Genomic DNA, 19,134 nt, shown 5'->3' on the forward strand with positions numbered 1-19,134 from the left:
TTTACAGAGCTGGTTCTGCTGCACAGGCCTGCGTACGGGACCGCATGGCCACCACATGAACGTCGTGATCAACGTCGCGGCGAGACCTCCGCCGAGGCCCCGCCATGAGGAGGCGCCTGCCATGAACCGACCGACCGGTACCGGCCCGACGGCCCGCTATGTCCTGCCCGAGTTCACCGAGCGCACGACGGCGGGCCATCGGACCCTCGATCCGTACTCGAAGCTCCTGGAGGAGCGGATCGTCTTCCTCGGGACGCCGATCGACGACACGTCCGCGAACGACGTGATGGCGCAGTTCATGCACCTCGAGTACACGGCGCCGGACCGCGACATCTCGCTGTACATCAATTCGCCCGGCGGCTCGTTCAGCGCGATGACGGCGCTCTACGACACGATGCAGTACGTCAGCTGCGACGTGGAGACCATCTGCCTGGGCCAGGCCGCATCCGCGGCCGCGGTACTGCTGGCCGCCGGCACGCCCGGCAAGCGGTTCGCGCTGCCCGGCGCGCGCGTGCTGATCCACCAGCCGTCGCTCTCGGAGCCCGTGCAGGGGCAGGCGGACGACCTGGCGATCCAGGCGCGCGAGATGATGCGCACGCGTGAGCTGCTGGAGGAGATGCTGCAGCGCCACACCGGGCAGAGCCTGGAGCGCATCCGCTCGGACATCGAGCGGGACAAGATCCTCGACGCGCGGGACGCCGTCGAGTACGGGCTCGTGGACCGGATCATCCCCAGCCGCAAGGCGTCGCTGGCGCCACACGGCGCGAGGTGAGCCGCCGATGCTGCCACCCGAACTGCCGCCCTTGCCCGCGCTGACCCGCGCCGAGGGCGAACTGATCGACCGTTACCTCGAAGTGGTCGACCTGCTGGGCCGGATCAACCCGGCGCGCGCCCACGACACCTACGGCGGGCTGCGTGCGGCTCAGGCGCTGGTGGGCGCGGCGGCGGCGCTCCGGGACGCGTTGGCACTGATGCATCAGCGGGGAGAGACCGAGGTGCATACGCCGACGCTTGCGCGTGCCCTGCGGGTGCTGGACGGGGAACGCCGCGCGGCGCGGGTCACCGTGCCGCCGCCCAGGAGCGATTGATTCCGGCACGGGACCGGATCACGTCGATTCGAGATGGTTTGACGACCGGTCAGGGCCGATCGCGTACCGCGTCAGGGCCGATCACGGACCGCGTGAGGGCCGGACAAGCCCGACCAGGGACCGCACTGTGCCCCACAGCGGATCCCGACCGGTGACCGCACGATGCCCGACAGGACACCCCACCGGTGACCGCACGATGCCCGGCAGGGACCCCCCAGTGGCCCCGACGAGCCCTCACCATCCCATCGACCGCGCCGTGATGCTTCGCGGGACCGTCCGGACCGGATTTGAAACGGCCCAGTCGGGCTACCCTCGATCGGCGTAGAAAGCGATAGACATTTTCGGTCGGCAAACTTGCGCAACATGCGTACGCGACGATCGGAATGTTGCCTTTCGGTGCTGGTCCGGCGTTCGTCGGGCCCTTCGCCGGTCATTCGCAAACTCGCCTGTCCACCCGAACGGGTGCGTGGTGAGGAGCTTCACACATCGCCGGTTCGACTCGGATTTCAGGCCATGTGTGCGTGAAGATCCCTTCCGACGACAAGCCCCCGCCGCCGCGGCGGGGCGGTCCGGGCGGACGCCGAGTCCTGCCGCCGTCCGGATGCCAGGTCGACATCGGTGGATCGGCAGGAGTGGAGGACCCAGCACGGCGGGCAGCCCGGACACGCTCCGGGAGGCCCTTGGGGTGAAGCCGCACCACGCGGCCGGGCATCTTCGCCTGTCCGAACCCGACAGGTCATCCTTCACAGGCGGCTGACGAAGGGCTGCGCATGACTGCGCTCAATCGTTTTCCGTCTCTGATGGCCCGCGCCGGCACCGCATCGGCGCTCACACTCGCCGCATTGGGCGGAACCGTCGTGGTTCCGGGCATCGCCTCCGAGGCGGAGGCCGCAACGGTCGCAAACAAGGCACTCAAGATCGCGGCTTCCAAGAAGGGCTCCCCGTACCGGTGGGGAGCCACCGGGCCGCGCCGGTTCGACTGCTCCGGACTCACGCTCTACTCGTTCAAGAAGGCGGGCAAGAAGCTGCCGCGTACCGCGGCCCAGCAGTACAACAAGACCCATCACCTGTCCGCGAAACAAGCGCGCCCCGGAGACCTGGTCTTCTTCCACTCCGGCAAGTACGTGTACCACGTCGGCATCTACGCCGGTAAGGGACGCATCTGGCACTCACCCAAGTCCGGGGACGTGGTGCGCCTGCAGAAGATCTGGACGAAGAGCGTCTGGTACGGCAGGGTGCGCTGATCCCGCGGCCGGAGCGCTCATGGCGTACTCCCGGCCGGGCGGGCGGCGGCCGACCGGCTTCGGCCGCCGCCCGCCGGGTGCGTGAGAAGCGCCGAGGAGGTCACTCGTCAGGTATGGCTGAGGACCGTTCCGGACAGCCGGCGCGCCGCGAGACCCGCTTCGAGCGCGCCGACCGCAACTTCAGCGAGCTGCTGCAGGAGCTGAGGGTCACGCAGACGGGCGTGCAGATCCTCTTCGCGTTCCTGCTGACACTCGCGTTCACGCCCCGCTTCCCGTCGCTCGACACGCTGCAGCGCGTCACCTACGTGACCACGCTGCTGCTGGCCGTACTGGCCGCCGCCCTGTTCACGGCGCCGGCCGCGCTGCACCGATCGCTGTTCCAGCAGCACGCCAAACCGCAGATCGTGCGGTGGTCCTCGGACCTCGCACGGGCCGGCATGGTGGTGCTGGCTCTCGCACTGACCGGGTCGGTCCTGCTCGTGGTGGATGTGACGCTCGGCCGGGTCGGCGGCTTCCTGGCGGGCGCGGGCACACTGCTGGTGTGCGTGGGGCTGTGGGGCGCACTGCCGCGGGTGGTCCGTCGCGAGCTGGTACCTGCGCGCGCGGCGGCGTCGGCGGTGAACATGCCGAAGGACGCGGACGACGACGAGGGCACGGACGACGACGAGGACGAGGACATCGGGCGATCAGAGGACGTCAGGCCGGCGGAGCGCCGAGGGCCGTCGGCAGACATCGGGGCATCGGAGGGTGTCAGGTCATCAGCGGAGCGGCGAGAAGGCTGATCCCCAGGGCGGTCAGCGCGGTGCCCGTGACCGCCGCGACGGCGCGCGCCGCACGCGGTCTGCGCAGCCATCGGCCGAGCCGGTCCACCAGGAGCGCGACCATCGGAAACCAGAGCAGGCCGAGGACGACGACGATCAGCGCGAGCAGCAGAGTCCGCGGCATCGCGGGGCTGCCCGCGGGCACGAACTGGGGTAGCAGGCTGAAGAAGGTGATCGGCGCCTTCGGGTTGAGCGCATTGGTGAGGAACCCCTGACGCAGACCCCCGCCCGCGGTGGCCTTCTCCTCCCCGGCGTCCTCCGCAGGGCTCGGCCGCGCAACGGACTGCAGGGTACGGACGCCCAGGTACAGCACATAGGCGCCGCCCATGAGCTGGAGCACGCGGAAGAGCGCGGGCACGGCCGCCAGGACCGCCGCGACTCCGGCGACGGCGAGCGCGGTGTGGAACAGCAGTCCGCCCGCGATGCCCAGCGCACACGCCACTCCCATGCGGCGTGACACCAGGGCATTGCGCACCACGACGGTGAAGTCGGCCCCGGCATGGCGACCATGCCGGCGGCGACACCGGTGAAGGCGAGCAGTTGGGCATCCATGACGACCAGCCTGCCGCCTCCCAGCCTTCAGTAGGTATGCAGACTTTCCTCAGCTAGCCTTAAGGAGCCCTTTAGCCTCGCTCGTCCACGCCGCTCAGTCACGCGCACTCGGCCGCGTGTCCGCGAGGCTGGCCACCTCGGGAGGTGCAGCGTGTACGACCCCACACGGCTCGCGGCACTCGTGGCCGTCTCGGAGGCCGGTTCCATCACCCGGGCCGCGGAACGGCTGGGATACACGGTGCCGGCGCTGTCCCAGCAGCTCGCCAAGCTGGAGCGCGAGGCGGGCGCGGCGCTGCTGGTGCGCCACCACCGCGGGACGCGACTGACCGGCGCGGGAGAGCTGCTGGTGGCGCGGGCGCGGCGGGTGCTGGACGAAATGGACCGGGCCCGCCACGAACTGGCGCAGCTGTCGGGCCTGTCCGGCGGCCGACTGCGAGTGGGCACCTTCACCACGGCCGGCATCCATCTGCTGCCTCCGGTACTCAGCGCGTTCCGCCGGGCCCATCCGGACGTCGAGCTGGCCGTCTCGCAGTACGAGCCTCCGGAGGGCGTCACGGCGGTCGCGGCCGGGCGTGCCGACCTGGCGCTGACGCACGCCTACGAGCCGGCGGAGCCGGTACAGCTGCCCGCCACCGTGGCGGCGGAGCCGGTGCTCGTCGAGGAGTTGGTGCTGGTGACCGCGCCCGGGCACGCGCTGGCCGCCGGCTCGGCGCGCCTACCGCTGGCCGAGCTGGCGGGGCAGCCGCTGATCAGCATGGCGCCGACGCTTCCGCCGCGACGCGGGGTCGAGGCCGCGCTGGCACAGGCCGGCGCGACGCCCGCGGTGCTGGTCGAGAATCCGGGTTACGCCCTGGTCTGCGCACTGGTCAGTGCGGGGCTCGGGGTCGCCGTGGTGCCCGAGATGGTGGCCCGCACGGCGACCACGCCGGTGGGGATGCGGCTGCTGGAGCCGGGGAGTCTGCGCCGGACGATCTCGGTCGTGTACCGGACGGGCGAGACGGCGCCCGCGGCGGACACGTTCCGGGCGTTGCTGCGCGGCGCGTTCGGCCGCTCAGCGGCCTGATCGGCCTGAGCGGACTGTCGCGTCGGCCCGGCTCCCCGCGCTTCACAGCCTGACCGCACCACTACCCGCGTTGGCGGTTGGCCGGGCGCCCGCCACCGGCAGTCTTCACAGCTGGACCGGCACCACCACCGGCGGTCTTCACTGCTGGACCGTGACCGCCACCGGCGGTCTTCACTGCTGGACCGTGACCGCCACCGGTGGTCTTCACAGCTGGACCGTGACCGCCACCGGTGGTCTTCACTGCTGGACCGTGACCGCCACCGGTGGTCTTCCCAGCTGGACCGTGACCGCCACCGGCAGTCTTCACAGCTGGACCGGCACCGCCACCGGCAGTCTTCACTGCTGGACCGTGGCCTCCCACGGCAGTTCGATCCACACGGTCTTGCCGCCCTCCGCGGTGCGGCTGACCGAGAGCCGGCCGCCGCATTCGGCCGTGAGCCATCGGATGATGACCAGGCCCCGGCCGTTGTCCTGCTGGACGGCGGCGGGCAGTCGCCTCGGCAGGCGCGGGTGGCTGTCGGTGACGCCGATGCGCAGCTGCTCGTCGCGCTCCAGCTCGACGTCGACCGTGAACGTGGGTGATTGTCCGAAGGTGTGCTGAACCGCGTTGGTGGCGAGTTCGGACACGATGAGCCGGACCGAATCGGCGACCTCCGCATCGCCCGGCAGTCCCCATTCCGCGAGGACTTCGATGACGTACTTGCGCGCCGCGGGGACCGAGGCGGGATCGCTCGGCAGAGTGACGGATGCTTCCTGATGGTCTGCCATGGCGGCGTCGTCCCTTTCCCACCGGGGCCGGACTCCGACGCGTCGCGGATGGTTCGGGGACGGTCCCGGTCCGGTGCTGCGCGACAGCCTGCCACTCCTGGAGGGTCACAGGCGGCGATCCCCCTGGATATGCATATATCTGTCGCTCGAAGCGGTGAACTCTGCTAGAGACAACCGTATTTGGAGCCGGAGCCGCACTCCTCTACCGTCGGCGCATGCATCGGCTGGTACCGCCGGTCGGGAGGAGACGGGTATGCCATACGGTACCGCGGTCCGCCGCCGCAAACTCGGCGCGGAACTGCGCGCCCTGCGCAGCCGGGCGGGGCTCACCAGCTGCGAGGCCGCCCGCCTCGTCGGCTGGCACCAGTCGAAGGTCAGCCGCATCGAGACGGGCCGCAGCAGAGTCAAGGCGTCGGACGTGAGGCTGCTGCTCGACGCGTACAGCGTCCGGGATCCCGCGCTGCGGGACCTGCTCGTCGCAATGGCGGGCCCGGGAGGCGGTGATGGACGCACGCACTGGTGGCAGGCCTACGGGGATCTGCTGCCGCCCGAATACCGGGACTTCATCCGCTTGGAGTCGCAGGCCGATCGCATGCGCACCCTGGAGACCACCGTGGTGCCGGGGCTGTTCCAGACGCCGGATTACGCGCGGGCCGTGACGCGGGCGGCGCTGGTCGGCCTGCCGGATGCCCAGGTGGACGCGCTCGTCGAGGTGCGGTTGGCTCGGCAGGAGGTCCTGCGCAGGGATCCGCCGCTGCAGGTGAGCGCCGTACTGGACGAGGCAGTGCTGCGGCGGGCCGTGGGCGGGCCGGGCGTGATGGAGCGGCAGCTCTACCGGTTACTGGAGGCTGCCCGGCTGCCCCATGTGCGCGTTCAAGTGCTGCCGTTCGCCGCCGGTGAGCACATAGGGGTCACCGGCCCTTTCGTTATCTTGTCATTTTCGAACATTTCCGATCTCGATGTTGTCGTTCTCGACCACTTGACGAGTAGCCTCTACCTCGAAGGGACACAGGACCTGAAGGCGTACGCCAATGCCTTCAACTCGCTTCAGAGAGTGGCCCTTTCGCCCGAGGACTCATTGGAATTCATCGCCGGGACATGTGACGGCGCCTAGGAGGGCACCATGTCTGCTCTGCCTCGGTACATACCTTCCAGCACCTCGCTGCACAGCGGCCCATGGCGGCGCAGCAGCTTCAGCACGGGAATGAACAACTGCGTGGAGACCGCCGAGATCGGCGCCGGCCCGCTGGCCGGGCTGCTCGCCGTGCGCGACTCCAAGCAGCCGGCCGGACCCGCTCTGCTGTTCTCCGCAGCCACCTGGAACGACTTCCTGGACACGCTTCAGCCCACCGGCACCTGACCTGAGCGGTCACCCACCTGACCGCGGTGTCGAACACCCGCCCAATGCGCCAGGGACACGCGACCTCTGTGTCACTCACCCGCTGCCGGGGGTGCGGTGCGGCTGATCACCCGTACCGCTTCGGCGATCTGCTCCTCGGTCAGGTCCGCACGGGCGGTCAGCCTCAGACGCGAGATGCCGTCCGGCACGGACGGGGGCCGGAAGCAGCCCACCGCGAGACCTGCGCCGCGGCAGTCCGCGGCCCACTGCACGGCCAGTTCGGGCGACGGGGCACGTACGGAGACGACGGCCGCGTCCGGGCGTACCGCCTGCAGGCCTTCGGCCGTGAGCCGGTCGTGCAGGGTGGTCGCGACCTCGTGGGCGCGCGCGCCGCGCTCCGGTTCCCGGCGAAGCAGACGCAGCGCGGCGAGCGCGGCTCCGGCGGCGGCGGGGGCCAGGCCCGTGTCGAAGATGAAGGTACGGGCGGCGTTGACGAGGTGGTCGATGACCTTGGCGGGGCCGAGGACGGCGCCGCCCTGGCTGCCGAGGGACTTGGATAGGGTGACGGTCACGACGACGTCCGCCGCCCCCGCGAGGCCGGCCGCATGCGGCGCACCCCGGCCGCCGTCGCCCAGTACGCCCAGTCCGTGCGCGTCGTCGACGATCAGCCCGGACCCGAACTCCCGGCAGACTTCGGCGAGTTGGGCCAGCGGCGCCGCGTCGCCGTCCACGGAGAACACCGAGTCGGACACGGCGATCGCGGGACCCTGGTGGGCGTCGAGCGCCTTGCGTACGGCCTCGGTGTCCCCGTGCGGCACAACCTGTACCGATCCGCGAGCGAGTCGGCAGCCGTCGATCAGTGAGGCGTGGTTGCCCGCGTCCGACACGATCAGCGAGCCATGCGGGGCGAGCGCGGTGACCGCGGCGAGGTTGGCGGCGTATCCGGACGACAGCACGAGAGCGGACTCGAACCCGCAGAAGTCGGCGAGTTCGTGCTCGAGTTCGGCATGCAGCTCGGTGGAGCCGGTGACCAGCCGGGAGCCGGTGGCGCCCCCGCCCCAGCGGCGGGCCGCGGCGGCCGCTGCCTCGGTGATCTCCGGGTGGCGGGCGAGTCCCAGGTAGTCGTTGCTCGCCAGATCGAGGAGCGGCGAGTCGGCCGGGCGCGGCCGCAGGGTGCGTACCAGTCCGGCACGGCGGCGGACGTCCGCCTGCTCGTCCAGCCAGTCGAACGGCGTTCTCGCCATGGAGGTCCTCCGGCGCCATGTCGTTTTGTAGGCAGTGCACAGACACTAGCGGTGCGACCACGAGGTCAGGGTGTGGCAATACCCACACCTCGAACGGTCTCTGTTGTACGGAACCTCCTTGGCCGGAGCGGCGGCTTACGTCAGGATCAGCGCCATGGACCTGCTGAACACGCTGGTGGACAAGGGGCTTCGGCGCGAGCTGCCGACCCGCGACGAGGCGCTGGCCGTGCTGGCCACCTCCGACGACGAACTCCTCGACGTAGTGGCCGCGGCCGGCAAGGTGCGCCGGCACTGGTTCGGGCGGCGGGTGAAACTCAACTATCTGGTCAACCTCAAGTCGGGCCTCTGCCCTGAGGACTGCTCGTACTGCTCGCAGCGGCTCGGCTCCAAGGCGGACATCCTCAAGTACACCTGGCTGAAGCCCGACGAGGCGTCACAGGCGGCGGCCGCAGGAGTCGCTGGCGGCGCCAAGCGCGTGTGTCTGGTGGCGAGCGGCCGGGGGCCGACGGACCGGGACGTCGACCGCGTGTCGAAGACCATCGAGACGATCAAGGAACAGAACGAGGGCGTCGAGGTGTGCGCCTGCCTCGGGCTGCTCTCCCAGGGCCAGGCGGAGCGGCTGCGCGCGGCGGGTGCCGACGCCTACAACCACAACCTGAACACGTCCGAGGGGACGTACGGCGAGATCACCACGACGCACACGTACGCCGACCGGGTGGACACGGTGCAGCAGGCCCAGTCGGCCGGGCTCTCGGCCTGCTCGGGGTTGATCGCGGGCATGGGCGAGTCGGACGAGGACCTGGTGGACGTGGTCTTCTCGCTGCGCGAGCTCGACGCCGACTCGGTCCCCGTGAACTTCCTGATCCCCTTCGAGGGCACGCCGCTCGCGAAGGAGTGGAACCTCACGCCCCAGCGCTGTCTGCGCATCCTCGCCATGGTCCGGTTCGTCTGCCCGGATGTGGAGGTGCGTATCGCGGGCGGCCGTGAGGTCCATCTGCGCACGATGCAGCCGCTCGCGCTGCACCTGGCCAACTCCATCTTCCTCGGCGACTATCTGACGAGCGAGGGCCAGGCCGGCAAGGCGGACCTGGAGATGATCGAGGACGCCGGTTTCGAGGTCGAGGGCACGGACACGGTGACGCTGCCGGAGCACCGGGCCGCGGCCACTGGCTGCGGCTCCCACGAGGGCGGCGGGTGCGCGCCGTGCGGCGGGCCGACTCTCGAGGAGGCGTCGGCTCCCGAGGCGTCGGTTCCCGAGGCGCGTACGGATCTGGTGGCGGTACGCCGCCGGGGCGCCGGAACGGATCTCGCGCCCAATGCCTGAGCGTCGCCCCATGCCTGAGCGTCGCCCCATGCCGGAGCTGCCTGTGCGCGATCTGCTGGAACTCGACCGGCGGCACGTCTGGCACCCCTACGGGCCCATGCCGGGCCGCGCGGAACCGCTCGTCGTGGAGTCGGCGAGCGGGGTCCGGCTCAGGATGGCGGACGGTTCGGGCGAGCTGGTGGACGGGATGTCGTCCTGGTGGTCCGCTGTCCATGGCTACAACCACCCCGTGCTCAACGAGGCCGTACGCGATCAGCTGGGGCGGATGAGCCATGTCATGTTCGGCGGGCTGACCCACGAGCCCGCCGTGCGGCTGGCCAAACGACTTGTCGATATGTCACCGGACGGCCTCGAGCATGTCTTCCTCGCCGACTCCGGCTCCGTGTCGGTCGAGGTCGCCGTCAAGATGTGCCTGCAGTACTGGCGTTCGCTGGGTCAGCCGGCCAAGCAGCGGCTGCTGACGTGGCGCGGCGGGTACCACGGAGACACGTGGCAGCCGATGTCGGTGTGCGACCCCGAGGGCGGGATGCACGAGCTGTGGTCGGGCGTGCTGCCGCGCCAGGTCTTCGCGGACGCGCCGCCGGTCGCGTACGAGGAGTCGTACGCCGATCACCTCCACGAGCTGATCGAGCGACACGCCGACGAGCTCGCCGCGGTGATCGTGGAGCCGGTGGTGCAGGGCGCGGGCGGGATGCGCTTCCACTCCCCCGCGTATCTGCGCGTGCTGCGCGAGGCGTGCGACGCCCACGGTGTGCTGCTGGTGTTCGACGAGATCGCGACCGGCTTCGGGCGCACGGGCACGCTGTTCGCTGCGGACCAGGCCGGGGTCACCCCGGACGTGATGTGCGTGGGGAAGGCGCTGACCGGCGGATACATGACGATGGCGGCGACGCTGTGCACCTCCCGTGTGGCGGACGGGATTTCGCGCGGTGAGGTGCCGGTGCTCGCCCACGGTCCGACGTTCATGGGCAACCCGCTCGCGTCCGCGGTGGCCTGCGCCTCGATCGACCTGCTCCTCGGGCAGGACTGGGCGACCGAGGTGAAGCGCATCGAGACGGGCCTGAGCGAAGGCCTGGCGGCGGCCGCGGACCTGCCGGGCGTACGGGACGTACGTGTCCTGGGCGCGATCGGCGTCGTACAGCTCGACCACGAGGTGGACATGGCAGCCGCGACCCGCGCGGCGGTGGCGGAGGGGGTATGGCTGCGGCCTTTCCGGGATCTCGTCTACACGATGCCGCCGTACATCACGGGCGACGACGATCTCGCGCGGATCGGGCGGGGCGTGTGCGCGGCCGTGGGGGCGGGGGCGGAGTGAGGGGCCTTCGGCCCCGCCCTGGCCGCTTGGCCCGTCAGCCCCGCCCGCCGACGCGGGTCGGCACGACAAGGCGGCGCTGAGGGCCGCCTGCGGGTGCATGCCCGAGGCGGGCGGGCGGGGGCAGGGCTCGTACGAACGAAGAAAGGTGCGGAGGAACGACATGGCGGTTCTGGTGGTGACCGGGACGGGCACCGAGGTCGGCAAGACCGTGACGACGGCCGCGGTGGCGGCTGCCGCGTTGGCCGCCGGGCGGTCCGTCGCCGTGCTCAAGCCCGCGCAGACGGGCGTGGCGCCCGGTGAGCCGGGCGATGTCGACGAGGTGGTGCGCCTGGCGGGCGACGTCACGGCGGCCGAACTTGCCCGGTACCCGGAGCCGTTGGCCCCGGACACCGCGGCACGGCGGTCCGGCCTGCCGCCGGTACGGGTTGCCGACATCGCCGAGGCCGCGGAGAAGCTGGCGGCCGAGCACGACCTGGTGCTGGTCGAGGGGGCGGGCGGGCTGCTCGTACGCCTTGACGGCTCGGGCTCGACGCTGGCGGATGCGGCACGGCTGCTGGACGCGCCGGTGCTGGTGGTCGCGGCCGCGGGACTCGGCACGCTCAACACGACGGCGCTGACGGCCGAGGCGCTGCGCGCGCGGGACCTGACGTGCGCCGGGGTGGTCGTCGGCTCCTGGCCGCGCTGCCCTGACCTCGCCGCGCGGTGCAACCTCGCGGATCTCCTCGCCGTGGCGGGGTCCCCGCTGCTGGGTGCGGTACCGGCCGGGGCAGCGGCCCGTCCGGCCGCCGAGTTCCGCGCGGCGGCGCGGACGTGGCTGGCGCCACGGCTGGGCGGCACCTGGGATGCGCGGGCCTTCACGGCGCAGGAAGCACCGGGGCTGCCTACGCTGTCGGGCGCATCGACGCGATAGCCGACCCCACCCGCGCCGCCGCCTGGCAACACGGGCCGGCCGCCGGGCCGCGGCCCCGCTAGGCCCTGTCGACAAACTCCCGCCGTCCGCCCGAAGGGCAGGCGGGAGTTTGACGGCAGGGCCTAGGACCGGCCGCCGTCCTCCACCGCCGGACTGCCGCGCATTGGCACCGCCGAACAGCGCCGCCGGACTGCCGTGCATCGGCACCGCCAACCAGCACCGCCGGGCACCGGCGCGAGCCGGAATCCCATCAGGCCGTGCAGCACCCCCACCCAGGAGATGCGACCCCCGGCGACCAACCCGACCGACAGAGCCCGCCACGGCACGGCGCCAAGCGCTCAACCAAGGGGCACAATCGGCGTAACGGCCCGTCCGCGCGAGGAGGTCTCCATGCCGCAGCGTTCCGCCAAGGCGTCGAAGGATGCCGTGCACCATCCCCTCTTCGCCCGTTTCTACGCCAAGATCAGCGTGGCGGCCGAGGCCTCGGTCGGGCCGCACCGGGACGAGCTGCTCGCCGGGCTGAGCGGCCGGGTCATCGAGATCGGCGCGGGCAACGGCCTCAACTTCGCGCGGTATCCGCACACCGTGTCCGAGATCGTGGCCATCGAACCGGAGCGTGTGCTGCGGCAGTTGGCGATGACCGCGGCCCGGCGCGCCGACGTACCGGTGGACGTGGTGCCCGGCGCGGCGGAGGCGCTGCCCGTCAAGAGCGAGGCGTACGACGCGGCCGTCGTCTCGCTCGTACTGTGCAGCGTGCGGGACGTACCGCGGGCGCTCGCCGAGATCCGCAGGGTGCTGCGGCCCGGCGGTGAACTGAGGTTCTTCGAGCACGGGCGGGGCGGCGGCAGGGTGATGGCGGCCACCCAGCGCACCCTGGACCGCACCGTGTGGCCGGCGCTGTTCGGCGGCTGCCATGTCGGCCGGGACCCGATCGGCTCTCTGCGGGCGGCGGGCTTCGAACTCGGCCCGTACCGCCGGGTGCTGGTGCCGGCCAAGGGCCCGCGGCTGCCGAGCTCGTACTGCGTCCTGGGGAGCGCACGCCGCCCGGTCCTCGACGACGAGGATTAGGCGGCGCCTTCCGTCAGCGGCGATGTCCGGTGCGGTACCGCGCCCCGTAAGGGGCGCGGGGAACTGCGCGACCAGCCCCCACCGGCCCGCGGGTTGATCACCGTGCTTCCAGCGGAGCGCTAGAGGCTCCACTGCCGCAGTTCGGCCGCGATGTCGTGCACGGTCGCGTCACCGTTCTTCACCAGCTGGGCCAGTTCGCGGACCTGCTCGGGCGAGGTGACGACCTTGAGGCCGCTGGCGACGAGATAGGCGTACGCGACGGCCGACGCGAACATCGCGTTGGAGCGTTCGAGCGCCGGGATGTGCAGCAGGAGCTGGAGCAGCGAGGCGGCTCGAGCGTGCGGGTCGTCGTAGACGGGAATGCCGAAGATCTCCGCCTCGTGCCGGCTGACGGCGGCGACGAGGGCTCCCCAGTCGGTGACCTGGGGATCTCCGGGAGTCTTCTGTTCGGCGATCATGAGGAGCCAGGCAAGATCGATCTTCGCGTTCAACGGCTCAGCGACGACCTTCACGCTCCGAGCCGAACTCCTCCGCGAAGACGGATTCGTACTGCTTCATGAAGTCGGCCGCGGCCTCCACGAAGGTGTGCCCGACCTCGCCGGTGTCCTGTTTGACCAGTTCTTCGATGTAGCGGTTCACGCTCATCCCGCGCGCCAGGGCGCGTTCGCGCGCGGCCCGTGCGGTGCCCTCGTCCACGCGTACGTTCAACTGCGTCTTGGCCATACCCCGAAGCTAGCGCGTGTGCGCTAGCACCCGCAAGGGCACATAAAGGTGCCCCTTACATGCGCCTCGGGGACACCGACCTCGGACGGATACCGAACGTTCACCACATCCCATTACGCTCGGCGGACATACGGAAACGGACGGTCACGACAGGAGGCGGCCTTGTCCACACCGGTTGCAGACACGGCCCCGGACCGCGCGGAGGCCAACGGAGTCGCGGCCCGCGCCCGCGGCCTGACCAAGGCGTACGGATCCGGCGAGACGACGGTGCTCGCCCTCGACTCGGTCGACGTCGACATCGCACGCGGCCGCTTCACGGCGGTCATGGGCCCCTCCGGCTCCGGAAAGTCGACGCTGATGCACTGCCTGGCGGGGCTCGACACGGTCTCGGCGGGCCAGGTGTGGCTCGGCGACACCGAGATCACCGGCCTCAGGGAGCGGGAGCTGACGCGGCTGCGCCGGGACCGGATCGGCTTCATCTTCCAGTCGTTCAACCTCATCCCGACCCTCAACGCGGCCGAGAACATCACGCTGCCGATGGACATCGCGGGCCGCGCGCCCGACCGTGCGTGGCTCGACAAGGTCATCGACACGCTGGGCCTGCGCGACCGCCTCAAGCACCGCCCCGCACAGCTGTCCGGCGGACAGCAGCAGCGCGTGGCGTGCGCGCGGGCGCTCGCCTCCCGCCCCGAACTGATCTTCGCGGACGAGCCCACCGGCAACCTCGACTCGCGGTCGGGCCTGGAGGTGCTGGGCTTTCTGCGCGAGGCGGTCGACGAACTCGGGCAGACCGTGGTGATGGTGACCCACGATCCCGGCGCGGCCGCCCACTCCGATCTGGTGCTGTTCCTCGGCGACGGCAGGATCGTCGACGAGATGCCGGAGCCCACTGCGGAGGCCGTACTGGAGCGCATGCGCCTCTTTTCCGGGGGAACCCCCCAGCCGTCGGAGTCAGACGCCGACGCGATCCGGGCCGCTGCTCCGCGTAAGGGCGGCTCGAGCGACGTACTCGATCCGCTGCGCAAGGACTGAGGCGGACAGCCGTGCTGAAGGCGACGCTCAGGAGTTTCCTCGCGCACAAGGGGCGGCTGGTGCTGTCGGCACTGGCCATCGTGCTGTCGGTGGCGTTCGTCGCGGGCAGCCTGATCTTCTCGGACACGGTGACCCGCACGTTCGACCGGCTCTTCGCCTCCACCGCGGCGGATGTGAAGGTCGGCCCGAAGGAGGGCCTGGACGAGGCCGTGCCCTCGGGGAACATCCCGACGGTGCCGGCGGATCTCGTGGACCGGGTGGCCAAGATCGACGGTGTAGCCGCCGCCCATGTCGACGCGGCCGTCGAGAACATCACGGTCGTCGACGACAAGAACGAGCCCGTGGGCCCGACCACGGGCGCGCCCACCATCGCCACCAACTGGTACGTGACCGAGCGCAGTCCGGTGGAACTGACCTCGGGTCAGGCACCGGAGGGTCCTGGTGAGGCGCTGCTCGACGCGGACACCGCGGACGCCAAGCACGTGCGGATCGGCGACACGCTCACCGTGCTCGCCGCGCCCGGTTCGTTCAAGGTCGAGGTCGTCGGCATCGCCACGTTCACGACCACCAACCCGGGCGCCGCCCTGGTGTTCCTCGACACGCCGACCGCGCAGACCAAGCTGCTGGGCAGCGAGGATGCGGCCACAAGCATCTCCGTGGACGCGGCCCCGGGAGTGAGCGACGCGCAGCTCAAGGCGCGCATCGGCGACGCGCTGGGGTCGGCGTACGAACTGAGGACCGCAGGCGAGCAGGCCGAGTCCGATGCCGCCCAACTGGGCGGATTCCTCGACGTCATCAAGTTCGTCATGCTCGGCTTCGCCGGCATCGCCGTCCTCGTCGGGGTGTTCCTGATCGTGAACACCTTCTCGATGCTGATCGCTCAGCGCACTCGTGAGCTGGGGCTGCTGCGTGCGCTGGGCGCCGACCGACGGCAGGTGCGCCGGTCCGTGCTCACCGAGGCGCTGCTGCTGGGACTCGTCAGTTCGACGATCGGCCTGGCCGTCGGCATCGGGCTTGCCTTCGGGCTGATCGCGCTGATGGGACGGCTCGGCATGAACCTGAAGTCCACCGAGATGGTCGTCGGCTGGGGCACCCCTGTTGCCGCATACGTCGTCGGGGTCGGCGTCACCTTCGTCGCGGCGTACCTTCCGGCGCGCCGGGCCGCGCGGGTGTCGCCGATGGCGGCCCTGGCCGATGCCGAAATCGCCGGTGTGGGACGGCCGCTGAGGCTGCGTGCGGTGCTGGGTTCGGTGTTCGCGGTGGCCGGCGGCGCCGCGCTCGTGGGATGCGCGACGGCGGAGGAGACCGGTCAGGCCGCGCCGCTGCTCGGGCTCGGCGTCGTGCTCACGCTCATCGCCACCGTGATCGCCGGCCCCTTGCTCGTGCGTCCGCTGATCCGTGTGCTCGGCGGCGCGTTCCCCGCGCTGTTCGGACCGGTCGGCCGGATGAGCCAGCGCAACGCGCTGCGCAACCCGCGCCGCACGGGGGCCACGGCGGCTGCGCTGATGGTGGGGCTCGCCCTGGTGGGCGGCATGTCCGTGGCGAGCGCGTCCATGACCAAGTCCTTCGACCAGCAGATCGACAAGACGCTGGGCGCCGACTTCATCGTGCAGAACAGCAACTTCACTCCGTTCCCGCAGGAGATCACCGACAAGGTGCGCGCCACCGACGGGGCCGGCCTGGTCGTGCGCCAGCGCTTCGCGCCCCTCGCGTTGCGGCTTCCGGACGGCAAACGGGTCGAGTCCACGGCGGCGGGCTACGATGCGCGGCTCGACGACGTCGCCCACGTCACGTACGCCGAAGGGAACACGGCCGCCGCCCTGGCGACCGGGAGCATCGCCATGGACCGGGGCTTCGCCGAGGAGCACGGGGTGATTGTCGGCGCCACACTGCCGGTGGAGTTCCCGGCCGGGCGGACGGCGGACCTGAAGGTCGGAGCCCTCACGGACCAGGAAGGCTCGGACAGCTTCGGCATGGAAGGCGGGATCTTCCTCGGCCTCGGCACTCTCGAGAAGTACGTCCCCGGCGGCCAGGAATCCGCGCTCTACGTGAACGCCGCTCCGGGCACGGACCCCGGCACCCTGCGCGACCGGCTCGACCAGACCCTCGACCCGTATCCGCAGGTGCAGGTCCGTGACCAGGCCGACTACAAGGCGCTGATCCGCGACCAGATCGCCGTGATGCTGTACCTCGTGTACGCGCTGCTCGGTCTGGCGATCATCATCGCGGTGCTCGGGGTGGTCAACACCCTTGCGCTCTCGGTCGTCGAGCGCACCCGCGAGATCGGACTGCTGCGCGCCATCGGCCTTGGCCGCCGCCAGCTGCGCCGGATGATCCGGCTGGAGTCGGTGGTGATCGCGGTGTTCGGCGCTGTGCTGGGACTTGGGCTCGGGCTGGTGTGGGGTGTCGCCATTCAGCAGGTGCTGGCCCTCGAGGGCATGACGGCGTTCGCGATCCCCTGGGGCACGATCGTCGCGGTCGTGGTGGGTTCGGCGGTGGTCGGCATCGTGGCGGCCCTCCTGCCGGCGCTGCGTGCCTCGCGCATGAATGTGCTGGCGGCCATCGCACACGAGTGATGTACTCACGACACGTACGCCCGAGTAGCCCCTCAACCCTCAAGTCACCTACGAGTGAGGAGAGTTCATGGCGCGGCCGTTCCGTTTCGGCGTCAACCTACTCAGTTCCGCCTCCGGGGACGAATGGCGCAAGAAGTGCCGCCGGGCCGAGGAGCTCGGATACGACGTGATCCTGGTCCCCGACCATCTGGGCATGCCGGCGCCGTTCCCCGCGCTGGTCGCGGCCGCCGAGGCCACCGAGCGGCCGCACGTCGGCACGTTCGTGCTGAACGCGGGCTTCTGGAACCCCGCGTTGCTGGCCCGTGAGGTGGCCACCACGGATGCCCTGACCGGCGGCCGGCTCGAACTGGGGCTCGGCACCGGATACGTCCAGGCGGAGCACGACACCGCGGGGCTGCCGTACGGTTCGCCGGGGCAGCGCGTCGACCATCTGCGGCACACCGTCGAGGAACTGGACCGGCTGCTGGGCTCCCGTGATCTCACGAGCGGGGAGACCCCTACGAGCGGGGGGACCCCCATGCCGCAGCCGGTGCAGAAGCTCCGCGTGCCGCTGCTGATCGGTGCCAACGGCGACCGGATGCTGAAGCTCGCGGCCGAACACGCGGACATCGCGGCGTTCACCGGCGCCCGTTCGGTGCCGGGGAGCACCACCGGGACCCTCGCCGCGATCAACGCGGAGGAGCTCGACGAGCGTGTGGCGAGGTACCTGCAGCTGGCCGGCGGCCGCGCCGAACAGGCCGAGCTGAACCTGCTCCTGCAGATCGTCGCCCTCACCGAGGACCGGCGGGCCGCGGTGCAGGACGCCCTGCCTCATCTACCGCATCTCACCGAGGAACAGGTGCTCGATCTGCCGATCGTGGCGGTCGGCACGCTGGAACAGATCACCGCACAGCTGCGAACACAACGCGAGCGGTACGGCTTCTCGTACCTGACCGTTCTGGAGCCGTACATGGAGGCGTTCGGCCCGGTGATCGAGCGGTTGCGCGGGGAGTGATCCGCGTGGGTCCTGTCCCGCGGCCGTGGGGCGGTGCCCGTCCGCGTGCCGTGGTCAGGCCCCGAGCGGCACAGGCAGCGGGCGAGCGGGGCGTCCAGGCTGACCATGCCGGTGAGGTCCCCGGCGCCGTCGCGGACCGTGACACGGGCCGACAAGGCCATGGCGCCACGTGAGTTGCCGCGGTAAGCACACCGTAGTGGGCCCTCACACGGGTGGCGTCGCCGGACACCACCAGCGGCCGGACGAAGCCCCGTGCGGGAGCCCCGTCCGGCCGCCGGGAGCGGACTCAGCGGTAGACGATGTCCGAGCCGGAGTAGAGGCAGTTCGTGCTGTCGGGGCCCGTCCCGACTGCGGTGTTGTTGTTGTACTTCTGGCAGGGGATGACCTTGCGGCTCGCGTCGTTGAGGATCGTGATGTTGCGGAGCGTGGCCACGTCGTTGCGGTTGACGTTGATGCCGACGATCCGCGCGGTGGTGCCCGTCCCGGTCACCTCGATGGTGTTGAGGTTGACCTTGCGCGTGTACTGCGTGGAGCAGTCACCGCAGGAGCGGTAGAGCGTCTTGAACTCCTGCACCGCGAAGTTCGAGATGTTGACCGTCCCGCCGCCGTTGTGCTGGAAGACCTTGTCCGCGGCCTTCTTCGCACCTCCGCCGATCACGTGATACGTGGCACCGGTGCCGCCCCGGAAGGTGGCGGCGTCCTCGCCGACGTCCTCCCACCAGACGTTCTGCAGGGTGCAACTGCCCATGCAGTGGATGCCGTCGGCAGCCGGGGCGCCGAGGATGACGTTCTTGAGCACCGCGCCGTCCGAGAGCCGGAGGATCGGGTCCTGGCCCTCCTCCTGGCCGTCACCGGCCAGGTCTCCGGTGCCGTAGAGGCGCTTCATCCCGTAGTCCTTGGTGCCGGAGACCGGGATGGTGGAGGAGACGGCCTCGCTGCCGTTGGGGCTCGGCCAGGTGGCAGCGCTCGCCGAGGAGGCATGAGTGGTCATGATCATGCCAAGCCCAAGGGCGGCCACCGCGCCGGTCAGTGCGCGCCTGCGGGCGCGCTGTGGCGTTGCAGAAGTCATGTCC

At 70.9% G+C, this 19,134-nt stretch carries 19 protein-coding genes, 1 pseudogene and 1 riboswitch; of the genes and pseudogenes, 14 read left to right on the top strand and 6 right to left on the bottom strand.

What is annotated here, in order from left to right; all coding sequences use genetic code 11:
* Nucleotides 1-121: 121 nt before the first annotated feature.
* The 4 genes from ACSMXV_RS07775 (at nt 122) to ACSMXV_RS07790 (ending at nt 3,114) form a co-directional block, all read left to right on the top strand.
* Nucleotides 122-772 carry an ATP-dependent Clp protease proteolytic subunit gene (locus tag ACSMXV_RS07775; protein ID WP_473176971.1) on the top strand — a complete coding sequence of 217 codons (651 nt, stop codon included), beginning with the start codon at nt 122-124 and terminating at the stop codon, nt 770-772.
* A gap of 7 nt (nt 773-779) precedes the next feature.
* Nucleotides 780-1,088 carry a hypothetical protein gene (locus ACSMXV_RS07780; protein WP_181657897.1) on the top strand — a complete coding sequence of 103 codons (309 nt, stop codon included), beginning with the start codon at nt 780-782 and terminating at the stop codon, nt 1,086-1,088.
* A gap of 606 nt (nt 1,089-1,694) precedes the next feature.
* Nucleotides 1,695-1,855, top strand: a riboswitch (cyclic di-AMP (ydaO/yuaA leader).
* Nucleotides 1,856-1,858: 3 nt separating this feature from the next.
* Nucleotides 1,859-2,332: a C40 family peptidase gene (locus ACSMXV_RS07785; RefSeq protein ID WP_181866766.1), complete on the top strand. Its 474-nt coding sequence runs from the start codon at nt 1,859-1,861 to the stop codon at nt 2,330-2,332.
* 113 nt (nt 2,333-2,445) lie between these two features.
* Entirely contained in the window at nt 2,446-3,114 is a 669-nt protein-coding gene (locus tag ACSMXV_RS07790) for a DUF6328 family protein (protein ID WP_473176972.1), read from the top strand.
* Here the strand turns inward: ACSMXV_RS07790 and ACSMXV_RS07795 are convergent.
* Nucleotides 3,083-3,705: pseudogene (locus tag ACSMXV_RS07795) on the bottom strand (LysE family translocator). The gene ACSMXV_RS07790 and the pseudogene ACSMXV_RS07795 overlap by 32 nt on opposite strands.
* Nucleotides 3,706-3,856: 151 nt before the next feature.
* Here ACSMXV_RS07795 and ACSMXV_RS07800 point away from each other — a divergent pair.
* A complete protein-coding gene (locus tag ACSMXV_RS07800) occupies nt 3,857-4,768 on the top strand; it encodes a LysR family transcriptional regulator (RefSeq protein ID WP_181657893.1) in 912 nt (303 codons plus the stop codon).
* A gap of 336 nt (nt 4,769-5,104) precedes the next feature.
* Here ACSMXV_RS07800 and ACSMXV_RS07805 read toward each other — a convergent pair whose 3' ends face one another.
* The gene (locus ACSMXV_RS07805; protein ID WP_181657891.1) at nt 5,105-5,536 is read right to left on the bottom strand and encodes an ATP-binding protein; all 432 of its coding nucleotides are present in this window, start codon (nt 5,534-5,536) and stop codon (nt 5,105-5,107) included.
* 253 nt (nt 5,537-5,789) lie between these two features.
* Here ACSMXV_RS07805 and ACSMXV_RS07810 point away from each other — a divergent pair, with 253 nt between their 5' ends.
* Both ACSMXV_RS07810 and ACSMXV_RS07815 read left to right on the top strand, forming a co-directional pair.
* Nucleotides 5,790-6,650 carry a helix-turn-helix domain-containing protein gene (locus ACSMXV_RS07810; RefSeq protein WP_473176973.1) on the top strand — a complete coding sequence of 287 codons (861 nt, stop codon included), beginning with the start codon at nt 5,790-5,792 and terminating at the stop codon, nt 6,648-6,650.
* A gap of 9 nt (nt 6,651-6,659) precedes the next feature.
* Entirely contained in the window at nt 6,660-6,896 is a 237-nt protein-coding gene (locus ACSMXV_RS07815; protein ID WP_473176974.1) for a DUF397 domain-containing protein, read from the top strand.
* 71 nt (nt 6,897-6,967) lie between these two features.
* On the opposite strand, the gene ACSMXV_RS07820 is transcribed toward ACSMXV_RS07815, so the two are convergent.
* Nucleotides 6,968-8,119 carry an 8-amino-7-oxononanoate synthase gene (locus ACSMXV_RS07820; protein ID WP_473176975.1) on the bottom strand — a complete coding sequence of 384 codons (1,152 nt, stop codon included), beginning with the start codon at nt 8,117-8,119 and terminating at the stop codon, nt 6,968-6,970.
* A gap of 154 nt (nt 8,120-8,273) precedes the next feature.
* Between ACSMXV_RS07820 and bioB the strand changes: the two genes are divergently transcribed.
* The 4 genes from bioB to ACSMXV_RS07840 all read left to right on the top strand — a co-directional run bounded on the left by bioB (nt 8,274) and on the right by ACSMXV_RS07840 (nt 12,736).
* A complete protein-coding gene (gene bioB / locus ACSMXV_RS07825; protein ID WP_473176976.1) occupies nt 8,274-9,443 on the top strand; it encodes a biotin synthase BioB in 1,170 nt (389 codons plus the stop codon).
* A gap of 28 nt (nt 9,444-9,471) precedes the next feature.
* Entirely contained in the window at nt 9,472-10,758 is a 1,287-nt protein-coding gene (locus tag ACSMXV_RS07830) for an adenosylmethionine--8-amino-7-oxononanoate transaminase (RefSeq protein ID WP_473176977.1), read from the top strand.
* A 160-nt stretch (nt 10,759-10,918) separates the two neighbouring features.
* Nucleotides 10,919-11,668, top strand: coding sequence for a dethiobiotin synthase (gene bioD / locus ACSMXV_RS07835; protein ID WP_473176978.1), 750 nt, complete (start codon nt 10,919-10,921; stop codon nt 11,666-11,668).
* Nucleotides 11,669-12,058: 390 nt separating this feature from the next.
* Nucleotides 12,059-12,736: a class I SAM-dependent methyltransferase gene (locus ACSMXV_RS07840; RefSeq protein WP_473176979.1), complete on the top strand. Its 678-nt coding sequence runs from the start codon at nt 12,059-12,061 to the stop codon at nt 12,734-12,736.
* A gap of 119 nt (nt 12,737-12,855) precedes the next feature.
* Here ACSMXV_RS07840 and ACSMXV_RS07845 read toward each other — a convergent pair whose 3' ends face one another.
* Together ACSMXV_RS07845 and ACSMXV_RS07850 are read right to left on the bottom strand one after the other, a co-directional pair.
* Nucleotides 12,856-13,194, bottom strand: a complete 339-nt coding sequence (locus tag ACSMXV_RS07845; RefSeq protein ID WP_473178856.1) for a fic family toxin-antitoxin system, toxin component — start codon at nt 13,192-13,194, stop codon at nt 12,856-12,858.
* 37 nt (nt 13,195-13,231) lie between these two features.
* On the bottom strand, nt 13,232-13,459 hold the full coding sequence (locus tag ACSMXV_RS07850; protein WP_181657880.1) for an antitoxin: 228 nt from the start codon (nt 13,457-13,459) through the stop codon (nt 13,232-13,234).
* A 162-nt stretch (nt 13,460-13,621) separates the two neighbouring features.
* Here ACSMXV_RS07850 and ACSMXV_RS07855 point away from each other — a divergent pair, with 162 nt between their 5' ends.
* The 3 genes from ACSMXV_RS07855 to ACSMXV_RS07865 all read left to right on the top strand — a co-directional run bounded on the left by ACSMXV_RS07855 (nt 13,622) and on the right by ACSMXV_RS07865 (nt 18,061).
* Nucleotides 13,622-14,491 carry an ABC transporter ATP-binding protein gene (locus ACSMXV_RS07855; RefSeq protein WP_473176980.1) on the top strand — a complete coding sequence of 290 codons (870 nt, stop codon included), beginning with the start codon at nt 13,622-13,624 and terminating at the stop codon, nt 14,489-14,491.
* Nucleotides 14,492-14,502: 11 nt separating this feature from the next.
* The gene (locus ACSMXV_RS07860; RefSeq protein ID WP_473176981.1) at nt 14,503-17,067 is read left to right on the top strand and encodes an ABC transporter permease; all 2,565 of its coding nucleotides are present in this window, start codon (nt 14,503-14,505) and stop codon (nt 17,065-17,067) included.
* Nucleotides 17,068-17,134: 67 nt separating this feature from the next.
* The gene (locus ACSMXV_RS07865) at nt 17,135-18,061 is read left to right on the top strand and encodes an LLM class F420-dependent oxidoreductase (protein ID WP_473176982.1); all 927 of its coding nucleotides are present in this window, start codon (nt 17,135-17,137) and stop codon (nt 18,059-18,061) included.
* Between the two features lie 286 nt (nt 18,062-18,347).
* On the opposite strand, the gene ACSMXV_RS07870 is transcribed toward ACSMXV_RS07865, so the two are convergent.
* Nucleotides 18,348-19,130, bottom strand: coding sequence for a pectate lyase (locus ACSMXV_RS07870; RefSeq protein WP_473176983.1), 783 nt, complete (start codon nt 19,128-19,130; stop codon nt 18,348-18,350).
* Nucleotides 19,131-19,134: the final 4 nt, after the last annotated feature.

The sequence above is a fragment of the Streptomyces sp. DSM 42067 genome, from assembly GCF_055792885.1.

Bases quoted from the DNA above. Each gene is read 5' to 3' on its own strand.
- ACSMXV_RS07840 (WP_473176979.1), top strand. From the start codon at position 12,059: ATGCCGCAGCGTTCCGCCAAGGCGTCGAAGGATGCCGTGCACCATCCC.
- ACSMXV_RS07850 (WP_181657880.1), bottom strand. From the start codon at position 13,459: ATGGCCAAGACGCAGTTGAACGTACGCGTGGACGAGGGCACCGCACGG.
- bioD (WP_473176978.1), top strand. From the start codon at position 10,919: ATGGCGGTTCTGGTGGTGACCGGGACGGGCACCGAGGTCGGCAAGACC.
- ACSMXV_RS07790 (WP_473176972.1), top strand. From the start codon at position 2,446: ATGGCTGAGGACCGTTCCGGACAGCCGGCGCGCCGCGAGACCCGCTTC.
- ACSMXV_RS07810 (WP_473176973.1), top strand. From the start codon at position 5,790: ATGCCATACGGTACCGCGGTCCGCCGCCGCAAACTCGGCGCGGAACTG.
- ACSMXV_RS07785 (WP_181866766.1), top strand. From the start codon at position 1,859: ATGACTGCGCTCAATCGTTTTCCGTCTCTGATGGCCCGCGCCGGCACC.
- ACSMXV_RS07830 (WP_473176977.1), top strand. From the start codon at position 9,472: ATGCCGGAGCTGCCTGTGCGCGATCTGCTGGAACTCGACCGGCGGCAC.
- ACSMXV_RS07775 (WP_473176971.1), top strand. From the start codon at position 122: ATGAACCGACCGACCGGTACCGGCCCGACGGCCCGCTATGTCCTGCCC.
- ACSMXV_RS07805 (WP_181657891.1), bottom strand. From the start codon at position 5,536: ATGGCAGACCATCAGGAAGCATCCGTCACTCTGCCGAGCGATCCCGCC.
- ACSMXV_RS07865 (WP_473176982.1), top strand. From the start codon at position 17,135: ATGGCGCGGCCGTTCCGTTTCGGCGTCAACCTACTCAGTTCCGCCTCC.
- ACSMXV_RS07820 (WP_473176975.1), bottom strand. From the start codon at position 8,119: ATGGCGAGAACGCCGTTCGACTGGCTGGACGAGCAGGCGGACGTCCGC.
- ACSMXV_RS07815 (WP_473176974.1), top strand. From the start codon at position 6,660: ATGTCTGCTCTGCCTCGGTACATACCTTCCAGCACCTCGCTGCACAGC.
- ACSMXV_RS07870 (WP_473176983.1), bottom strand. From the start codon at position 19,130: ATGACTTCTGCAACGCCACAGCGCGCCCGCAGGCGCGCACTGACCGGC.
- ACSMXV_RS07845 (WP_473178856.1), bottom strand. From the start codon at position 13,194: ATGATCGCCGAACAGAAGACTCCCGGAGATCCCCAGGTCACCGACTGG.
- bioB (WP_473176976.1), top strand. From the start codon at position 8,274: ATGGACCTGCTGAACACGCTGGTGGACAAGGGGCTTCGGCGCGAGCTG.
- ACSMXV_RS07780 (WP_181657897.1), top strand. From the start codon at position 780: ATGCTGCCACCCGAACTGCCGCCCTTGCCCGCGCTGACCCGCGCCGAG.